The 7,155-nt window shown below is 46.4% G+C and carries 6 protein-coding genes, 2 tRNA genes and 1 pseudogene; 3 read left to right on the forward strand and 6 right to left on the reverse strand.

The window, feature by feature from the left end:
- Positions 1-108: pseudogene (locus JGK36_RS32815) on the reverse strand (photosystem II q(b) protein); the annotation flags it as partial.
- 118 nt (positions 109-226) lie between these two features.
- Between JGK36_RS32815 and JGK36_RS32820 the strand changes: the two are divergent.
- Entirely contained in the window at positions 227-376 is a 150-nt protein-coding gene (locus tag JGK36_RS32820; RefSeq protein WP_293187051.1) for a hypothetical protein, read from the forward strand.
- A gap of 90 nt (positions 377-466) precedes the next feature.
- Positions 467-1,432 carry a 7,8-didemethyl-8-hydroxy-5-deazariboflavin synthase subunit CofG gene (cofG, locus tag JGK36_RS32825; protein ID WP_293193836.1) on the forward strand — a complete coding sequence of 322 codons (966 nt, stop codon included), beginning with the start codon at positions 467-469 and terminating at the stop codon, positions 1,430-1,432.
- A gap of 127 nt (positions 1,433-1,559) precedes the next feature.
- Here the strand turns inward: cofG and JGK36_RS32830 are convergent, their stop codons facing one another.
- From JGK36_RS32830 to cpdA, 3 genes are all read right to left on the reverse strand, one after another.
- On the reverse strand, positions 1,560-2,336 hold the full coding sequence (locus JGK36_RS32830) for an SDR family NAD(P)-dependent oxidoreductase (protein WP_293187049.1): 777 nt from the start codon (positions 2,334-2,336) through the stop codon (positions 1,560-1,562).
- A 208-nt stretch (positions 2,337-2,544) separates the two neighbouring features.
- Positions 2,545-4,023 carry an alpha-amylase gene (locus JGK36_RS32835; RefSeq protein WP_293187048.1) on the reverse strand — a complete coding sequence of 493 codons (1,479 nt, stop codon included), beginning with the start codon at positions 4,021-4,023 and terminating at the stop codon, positions 2,545-2,547.
- A gap of 439 nt (positions 4,024-4,462) precedes the next feature.
- Positions 4,463-5,242 (reverse strand): 3',5'-cyclic-AMP phosphodiesterase, encoded by a 780-nt coding sequence (cpdA, locus tag JGK36_RS32840; protein ID WP_293199305.1) that lies wholly within the window; start codon positions 5,240-5,242, stop codon positions 4,463-4,465.
- Positions 5,243-5,448: 206 nt separating this feature from the next.
- On the opposite strand from cpdA, the gene JGK36_RS32845 reads away from it, so the two are divergent.
- A tRNA-Cys gene (locus JGK36_RS32845) sits at positions 5,449-5,519 on the forward strand.
- Between the two features lie 430 nt (positions 5,520-5,949).
- On the opposite strand, the gene JGK36_RS32850 is transcribed toward JGK36_RS32845, so the two are convergent.
- Both JGK36_RS32850 and JGK36_RS32855 read right to left on the reverse strand, forming a co-directional pair.
- A tRNA-Leu gene (locus JGK36_RS32850) sits at positions 5,950-6,031 on the reverse strand.
- A gap of 127 nt (positions 6,032-6,158) precedes the next feature.
- On the reverse strand, positions 6,159-6,869 hold the full coding sequence (locus JGK36_RS32855) for a peptidoglycan-binding protein (RefSeq protein ID WP_293187046.1): 711 nt from the start codon (positions 6,867-6,869) through the stop codon (positions 6,159-6,161).
- Between the last annotated feature and the right edge of the window lie 286 nt (positions 6,870-7,155).

The following is a 7,155-nucleotide window of genomic DNA, read 5'->3' on the forward strand; positions in this document are numbered from 1 at the left end:
CAAGACGCCGAACCAACCTACATAAATGCGGTTGTCGGTGCTGGTGACCCAGTTGCAAAACTGCGACCACAGGTTGGCGCTTTCGCGCTGCTGTAAGGTAGCTGTCATGGTTTTATGATTGCTTTATTTGGTTTTCAATGTTCGTGACGGCTTTGTGTTCCGCCATGTAAATAAATATAAAGCTTTTATTTCGGTTTGTAAAGGGGTTTTAAGCACAGTTTTTCTTATGACTGGTATAAGCCATACTTATATTTATCCCAAAGCTTGCTGTATGGGGAATTCAAAAGCAGACTGGGGAATTTACAGGCGATCGCACCAAGAAAAAAATGCTCATAATTTAGCTGATAACGAGATTCGGGACTGGCGTGAGTGTTAAGATAAATGAAGGAGCGCGATCGCCAACCGCAAAACTCCCAGTGAGATATATATGTTATTGCGTAAGTCCGATCGATAAAAATCCCAAGGAATGTCCCGCACCGTCACCTACAGCCCTGCCTATACGTTGGTTCCCACCTACGAGTGTTACAATCGCTGCACCTATTGCAATTTTCGGGCCGAACCGCTGCAAAGTCCTTGGCTGACACTCACAGAAGCCGAAAAACAGCTCAAATTGCTGCTTCCTCAAGGTGTAATTGAAATTCTGATCCTCAGCGGCGAGGTACATCCCCAGAGTCAACGGCGCAAAGCCTGGTTTCAGCGGATTTACGATTTGTGCGAACTGGCACTTAGTCTCGGATTTTTACCGCATACTAATGTGGGGCCGCTCAGCTTTGAGGAGATGGCACAGTTAAAACAGGTGAATGTCTCGATGGGGCTCATGGTAGAACAGTTGTCCCCCAATTTGTTAAAAACGGTTCACCGACACGCACCGAGTAAAGTGCCGGCGCTGCGGCTGCAACAGTTAGAATGGGCTGGGGAATTGCAGATTCCGTTTACCACTGGTTTGCTGTTGGGAATTGGGGAAGCTGAGGCGGATTGGATTGAGACGTTGGAGGCGATCGCCCGGATTCATTCGCGCTACAATCACATTCAAGAAGTTATTTTGCAGCCTCACAGTCCGGGAAACAAGCAAAGTTGGGACGGCGAAGTTTTTGATACTACAAAAATGCCACAAGTAATTGCGATCGCCCGCAGCATTTTACCATCTGAAATCGCCCTACAAATTCCGCCGAATTTAGTTGCACAGCCCCAAATATTGCTAGCTTGTTTAGAAGCAGGTGCGAGAGATTTAGGTGGAATTGGGCCACTGGATGAAGTTAATCCAGATTATCCTCACCTGCAACACCAAACTTTAACAGAAATTTTAGCAGCAGCCGAATGGCAACTCGTGCAGCGTTTGCCTGTTTATCCTCAGTACGATAACTGGCTACCGCAGAGATTGCAAACTGCTGTCAAACAATGGAGAATTGGGGGGAATATTTATCAAATATGAATTGCGCGCGGCGGGTTAGAAACCGGGTTTCTTAGAAAAATTAGGGTTTAGTAGCGAGGAATTAGGGAAGAAACCCGGTTTCTCGATACCCATGTGTAAGTCCTATAAACTTGCATAATATCAGATTTTAAATCAAAGAACCGCCGCCATCAATCCAGACTTCAGTACCTGTGATAAAGCTGGAGGCATCGGACACCAAAAATAAAACTAATTGAGCGATTTCTTCGCTGGAACCTGCGGTATTATCAGTCAACGGAATCACATCTTTAATACAATCAGCCGGGACTAGGATGCGATCGAGATGGCGCTTAACGGTACTTTGATCGATCGCAGTCAGCACTCCACCCGGACATATCACATTGACTCTGATGTGGCTGGGAGCAAGTTCTAGTGCCAGCATTTTTGCAAAAGCTACCTGCGCTGCTTTGCTGCAAGCGTAAGCTGTAGCGCCAACTTTCCTGAAGCTTCTGGTGCCATTAATCGATGATGTAATGACGATGGAACCTCCTTGTTTTTTGAGATAAGGAACAGCATACTTAACCGTCAAAAAAGTTCCTGTGAGGTTGATGTTAATTGTCCGATCCCATTCATCCGGTTCTATCTCTTCTATCGGCGACCAGACACCATTAATCCCCGCATTTGCGAACACAATATCAATTCTTTGATATTCGTCAAAAATTGTTTCAAATGCCTGTTGCATATGCTTAGAATCAGCCACATCTGCGGCAATCGCCAGCCCGCAACCTCCTTGATTGACCAACTCGCGGACGGTTTCTTGTGCTGTTTCTAAAATGCGATCGATAATTGCAACTTTTGCGCCTTCTTGGGCGATTAATATTCCTGCTGCACGTCCAATGCCCGACCCGCCGCCCGTAATTACGGCAACTTTTTCTGCAAGTTTCATAATTTTTTATTTAAATAATTTAGTGGCGCGATCGCCTATAAAGTAAGATTAGAAAGAGAGGACTGAAGTCCTCACTACGAACAGGCTTTAATCAGCAAAAATCAGAAATAGCCAAGTAAAAAATGGTTGGATAGGACGATCGTAGCCGTAAGGTGCGCAGCGCGCACCCTACTTCAGATAGAGGATGCCGTCAAGATTTAGGTCATGCTTAGGGCTGAGGAACCCAGACAGAAACTGAACCGGCGTTGCACCTAAAATCAGCCCAACCATCGTCATTAGTTGCGATCGGTTCTTTGATGTGTTCGGTGATGTCAATATAAGTTTGATTTGGATGTCCGACTTCCATAAACTTAGTGCCATCGCCTCCATTACTCAGTACCACAGCCATACCGCCCGGATGTTCTTCATCTCCGAGTCGCGTCCAGCCAATCGTGTTGGCGTGGTCGAAGTAATCGTACTGATTCCCGTAGGAATAAGTTTGGCGTGCGAACAAGAATTGATCGAGAATCCCTTGATGTTTGTCTAACCAAATCTCGTATTCGTTGCCATCATTTGCTGTGTCCTTATAGTTTGCGCCGTAATAATCTGGGTAAAAAATGCACGGATATCCTTCGCTACGCAGCAGGATTAAAGCGTAAGCTAAGGGTTTAAACCAAGCCTCGACAACTGATTCTAGGGATTGCAAAGGTTGGGAATCGTGGTTGTCAACCAAAGTAACCGCGAGGGTTGGTTGGTCTTTTACCAGGGTGTTGTCAAAAATGGTACGCAAGTCGTAGCTATTGCCAGCTTTGCTAGCAGCGTGGAAGTTGTAGTGGAGGGGCGCGTCAAATAACGATACTTTACCATCCGTTGCTTGGATGAAGTAGTGCAAAGCTTCCACTTCGTAAGACCAATATTCACCGACGGCAAATAGGTCGCGTTTGGCATAGTTGCGGACGTGTTCCAACCATTCTTGGAAAAATTCTGCTGCTACGTGTTTGACGGCATCGAAGCGAAATCCATCAACGTTTGTTGTATCGACATACCACTCGCCCCAATATTTTAATTCGCCGGTGACTTCTGGGTTGTCCATATCTAAATCGCAACCCATGAGGTAGTCAAAGTTGCCCTTTTCTAAGTCTACCCCTCGATCGAATTCTTTGTCTTTGAGCAGGTAAACGGCATGGGTGTCTGTGTTGTAAACGTTGTAATCAATGGCGTCAAAATGCCACCAATGCCACTCCATGCTGGAATATTTTTTGTCGCGGCCTGGGAAAGTAAAATGTGTCCAAGCTTTGATTTTTTGATATTCGCCTACGGTGTCATTGCGGTTGTCTGGATTGAAGGGTGTGGCTTCGGCTTCTTCTTCTGCATCTGCACCTAATTTGTGGTTGAAGACAACATCGGCATAAATCCGAATTCCTACATCTTGTGCAGCTTTGATCGCGCGCAAATATTCATCTTTTGTGCCGTATTTGGTGCGTACCGATCCTTTTTGGTCGAATTCACCTAAGTCGAATATGTCGTAAACACCGTAACCTACATCCATCCCGCCGCCGGTTCCTTTATAGGCGGGCGGCAACCACAGGGATGTCACGCCTATTTTTGCTAAATCTTTTGCAGATTCTGCTAGCTGATTCCACAGGCTGCCATCAGCGGGGTTGTACCAGTGGAAATACTGCATCATGACGCCATTGACTTGAGACATATTAAGTTTCTCCTGTTTTGTAAGGTTGTCAGATATATTTTTGTTCGTTGTCGGTGCGCTCTAAATATGTCTGCAATTTACGGTCAATACTTATCATAAAATGTTGACCTTAATAAAGATATCTATCTGTTGATAGATTGACAATTGAGTGTGTTTTTGCTAATACTGTTTTGATATATAATTCAGTAAAAAATATGTTCTATGATTTGTAAATTTGGGTTCAGAAACTTGCTGAATATTGTTGTTTGCTGTTTGCGTTTGAAGCAACACAATCAAATTGGTTGGCTCGTTTGGACTTGAGTTATATGATTTTTACTGGGGACTGAAGTCCTCACTACTAACCAATTTGATGCGGACTGAAGTCCTCACTACGAACCTAGTAGAGGATTCTTGGATTTGTCGATCGCACAACTACCCACCACCTCTTAACTGTAAATTATCAAGTTGTTGCAGGTTCTGTGGCTACTCGCTCAATCTTAGTTTCCCAAGTACCATCGATCGCCAATTCGAGCAATCTAAATCCGGGCCCGATAGTATCGAGGACAATCGGATGGCTTTTGGGTAGCAGTTGGATGCAGGTACTCGGCGTGCCCAAGTAGGAAACTCCGTCTCGCTGTTGATGAAATTCTTGGTGAATGTGCCCGCAAAGGACGATTTTGATTTGAGGGTATCGATCGACAATTGCGAAAAATTCATCGGCATTGTGCAGCATCATTCCATCCATGATTTCACAGTCGATCGCCAGCGGATGATGGTGCAAAGCGATCGTAACAGGTCGATCGCCCGTTTGTTGCAGTTGAGAGTCCAGCCACTGCAAGCTGTCTGGGGAAAGCCGCCCGCCGTCGCATCCCGCTTCCACACTCGAAAGCAGCACAAACTGCCAGTTTCCTAGCATCCAGGATTTTTCAGGGGAAATCGGCGGCTGATTTAAGATTTCTGCCATGACTGGGATGTTGTCGTGGTTTCCCGGTATCCAGTAGGCGGGAATTCCCAGGGGGGCGATGAGGGAGATGAGGCGCTGGTAAGATTTGGGTGTTTCGTCTTGGGATAAGTCGCCTGTCAGCAACAGTAAGTCGGGGGGCGGCTGTATCTGTTGCAGGCGATCGAGAACTGCTAGCAGGGTGCGGGTTGTCGAGATTCCTTTCCATTGTCGATCGCACTCTGCGAACAAGTGAGTGTCGGTGATTTGGGCGACGAGTAGGGGAGAATCTGGTGTCATGGCTGCTGTTGCGGGTAAAGCGGAGGCGATCGAGCTATTTCTAGATTAGCCTGGGATGCCGTTGTGGGGGCGATCCTCTTCGTTGGCGTAGCCCCCGTAGGGGCGGGCTTCGCTAACGAACATTGGGCGATGGAAATTTTTGAGAGATATGTTGAAATAATCAGGATTTAGTGTATTATCGTATAACGTCAATTTTCAGACGTAACGGCGGCATAGCCAAGTGGTAAGGCAGAGGTCTGCAAAACCTCCACCCCCAGTTCAAATCTGGGTGCCGCCTTTATTTTTATGTGTTTGTACAATCTCGAAACTCCTTGTTTGCAAGGTTTCTGGGATTGTAACGGAGTGTAACCCGCACGTAATCGCATACAATCGACCACAGAAAGTAATGCAGATTTAATGTAATGGAAAATCAAGCGAATCCGGCGGGGGAGGTTGAATCAGACCAATGGAAGACTAAAGGCGGCGAGGATAGGTGTTCTGATTGAAGAAAGAGACGATCGCCTTTCCTTGTGAGCAAAAACCGGTTAATCGAGGATCGATCGAGACTCCTCAATGGCATAGCCATAAGTCTTAGGATCGCGAATTAAATAATTTACACATATTTGTGGGATGGGCGTCCCGCCCGTCCATAAAGGACGGGCGGGACGCCCATCCCACAAGAAGAATAAAAATTGTAAGTTATTTAATTCTCATTCCTTACAAAGCGATGCGGATAAAAGGACTTGAACCTTCACTCCTTTCGGAACCAGAACCTAAATCTGGCGCGTCTGCCAATTTCGCCATATCCGCATTTTGACATTTGATTATTATAACACACAACATAGCGATAAGTCAACATCCAAAAACCCGGTCATTTTTGCACGCCGGGTTTATTGAGTTATAGGCACAGCAATTTTCCGTATTTTTAACTCATTACTTAGTTTTGCCCGATCGCCTTCCAGGTGATTTCGTCAACCACGCCGTCAGCAGTCAAACCCTTATACTCCTGAAATTTCTTCACAGCCGTAGCAGTGCGAGCGCCAAAAATGCCGTCGATGGGGCCCGGATCGTAACCCTGCATTTCCAGACGCACCTGTAGCGTCTTCACCTTGGAACCGGCAGCACCTTTAGTCAGAGCAGTTGCAGGATTGCCGGGAACAGGATCGCTGTTCTGAGTGGGAGCATTCCCCTGCAAATTTTCAGAAGCTGGCGCCGGATCTGCGGCTAAAGCTGTCCAAGTTTCTTTGTCCACGATGCCGTCGGAGTTCAACCGCTTAGACTGCTGAAAGGCACTGACAGCGGATGTGGTGCGAGAACCATAGGAACCGTCGATCGTCCCGATCGCGAAACCGTGAACCAGCAACCGCTGCTGTATGGCGGCAACTTCTGGGCCGTCTGCTCCTGCGGAGATAGTTTTTTCCTTTCTCACAGGCTTTTGCTCTCCTGCATAAAAAGGCTTGTTAAACATATCTCCTTGGGTAGTTGCTTCGGGCTGTACTGACGCACCCGGATCGGCGGGAGCTGTAAAGTCTCTGCGGTACTGTTCCTGCACAAAGGGTTTAGACTCGAAGGCTGCATTTGCCTTTTTAGTCAGCCCTGGAGCTAGCAGAGCGAGCACGCTGAAAATCGTAACAGTAGTTACACGCATAAGTTTCATCCTATTGGTGAGGTTTGACAAGGTTTCCCTGTTTTCTATGTTTCTCAATCTCATTGTATTACCCGGATAGCTTTCTGAGAAATATAGTAGAATGCCGAAGGAAGTTCGACCGCCGATTCTGTAACCGATTTAACGGATGGTTTGAAGGTGATTTTTTGATTAACCGCTCGTAAAAACCTGGACAAAGCTACCCAAAAGTAGTCAATGTTAGACATCTACGTTGGTAATTTTAGTCCACAGTCCTAAAACTACAGGAATAAACGGCAATCCCTCTATT

This window comes from Microcoleus sp. PH2017_35_SFW_U_B (genome assembly GCF_020737865.1).
GTDB lineage: Bacteria > Cyanobacteriota > Cyanobacteriia > Cyanobacteriales > Microcoleaceae > Microcoleus.

Bases quoted from the DNA above. Each gene is read 5' to 3' on its own strand.
- JGK36_RS32820 (WP_293187051.1), top strand. From the start codon at position 227: ATGACTGGTATAAGCCATACTTATATTTATCCCAAAGCTTGCTGTATG.
- cofG (WP_293193836.1), top strand. From the start codon at position 467: ATGTCCCGCACCGTCACCTACAGCCCTGCCTATACGTTGGTTCCCACC.
- JGK36_RS32830 (WP_293187049.1), bottom strand. From the start codon at position 2,336: ATGAAACTTGCAGAAAAAGTTGCCGTAATTACGGGCGGCGGGTCGGGC.
- JGK36_RS32835 (WP_293187048.1), bottom strand. From the start codon at position 4,023: ATGTCTCAAGTCAATGGCGTCATGATGCAGTATTTCCACTGGTACAAC.
- cpdA (WP_293199305.1), bottom strand. From the start codon at position 5,242: ATGACACCAGATTCTCCCCTACTCGTCGCCCAAATCACCGACACTCAC.
- JGK36_RS32855 (WP_293187046.1), bottom strand. From the start codon at position 6,869: ATGCGTGTAACTACTGTTACGATTTTCAGCGTGCTCGCTCTGCTAGCT.